General features: G+C 34.7%; 1 protein-coding gene and 1 pseudogene. One reads left to right on the top strand and one right to left on the bottom strand.

Features of this window, described 5'->3' with window-relative positions; translation table 11 throughout:
• Positions 1 to 247 precede the first annotated feature (247 nt).
• Positions 248 to 442: pseudogene (locus HMPREF0650_RS13540) on the top strand (IS5/IS1182 family transposase); the annotation flags it as partial.
• A 106-nt stretch (positions 443 to 548) separates the two neighbouring features.
• Here HMPREF0650_RS13540 and HMPREF0650_RS07335 read toward each other — a convergent pair.
• Positions 549 to 1178 (bottom strand): hypothetical protein, encoded by a 630-nt coding sequence (locus tag HMPREF0650_RS07335; protein ID WP_227960541.1) that lies wholly within the window; start codon positions 1176 to 1178, stop codon positions 549 to 551.
• Between the last annotated feature and the right edge of the window lie 94 nt (positions 1179 to 1272).

Here is a 1272-nt window from a genome sequence, read left to right as displayed (position 1 = left end):
TTTCCAATCTGGAGCGCAAAGTGCCGAAGCGTTCTCGTATATTCATTTTTCATTGTTTTGAGTTACAAAAATAGCAAAAGGCAGAGAATCTTTCCCTGCATTTATGCTTAATCTTTTAAAAATCACATTGATAATCAGATGGTTATTATAATAACTCCTGATAGAAACATTACCCTAACATTGAAATGTGATTTAGATGCGTCCCCTCCATATTGTCTATGTCCAATGGAATGTTCCTGTATAATCGCTCCTCCATGACACCCACTTCATTGGGATTATAGGATACGAAAAGCCCAACTTCATCACCATCAACTGCTTCCACAACCGTGTCAGAGACGAGCTAAACAACGTGTTCACCCAATTGATGGTGCTACTTGCTGATCGAAGCTTAGTGACCCTTGACGTGGAATACATCGATGGGGCAAAGATAGAGGCTAAGGCAAAGTCGCTGCTTTCACCATGTTGTAGTATTTTACTCTCATCAATCATAAGCCTATCGGACAGTTAAATACGCTTTAATTTGACCAACGAATTTTTATTTACTGATATTAGCCCTCTTCTACGTAAAATTTACTTTCTTTACTCAAAGCTAAACTATCTTCAACTATAAAATCCCTTATTATTATCGGAATCAATTCTGATTGCTCCTTTAAAAAAAACTCATCATCATAGTCATATACAACCATGTGTAGTTTCCCTTTTTCCATATAGCAGTTATTGATGTTTTTAGATAAGCTTACAAATTCATCAACAACTCTACCATCATTATTTAAAACAATCCAATGGTAAAAATTTGTATCTAGTCCTGTTGGATTTTTTGTAACAGATAATAAAAAATAATAACCATTTTCACAGATAAAGACGTCGGGAGGATATTCCATATTTTCTGCCCAATTGGATAGTTTGATTGATTTTTTGATGCTCCTACTTATGTTAAACTTTCGATAATTTTTTAATGCTGATGTCTTGTTCTTTGAAAACGTAGCCAAGGAGGAGAATCTCATACTTGCATGTTTAGTTGTAGTATGAACTTCGTTGATACTTATGCCTCTACACTTTGTCTTAAAGGAACAAGAAGTTTCTATAAGACAAATGAATAGAAATGTTAGTAAATAATTTACCAGTATTTTCATTTTTTTTCTTCCTCCTGCCCAATGGTTACTATGATTTTCTTTCATCTATTTATTGGATAAACGCATAAAGGTTGTGCCACCATAGGCGGCTGTAGATTCATACTGATATGACCATTTAGGGTTTGGAGAAGGATGATCC

This window comes from Hoylesella buccalis ATCC 35310 (assembly GCF_000177075.1).
Taxonomy (GTDB): Bacteria; Bacteroidota; Bacteroidia; order Bacteroidales; family Bacteroidaceae; genus Prevotella; species Prevotella buccalis.
This window is presented reverse-complemented; position numbering and strand designations above follow the sequence as displayed.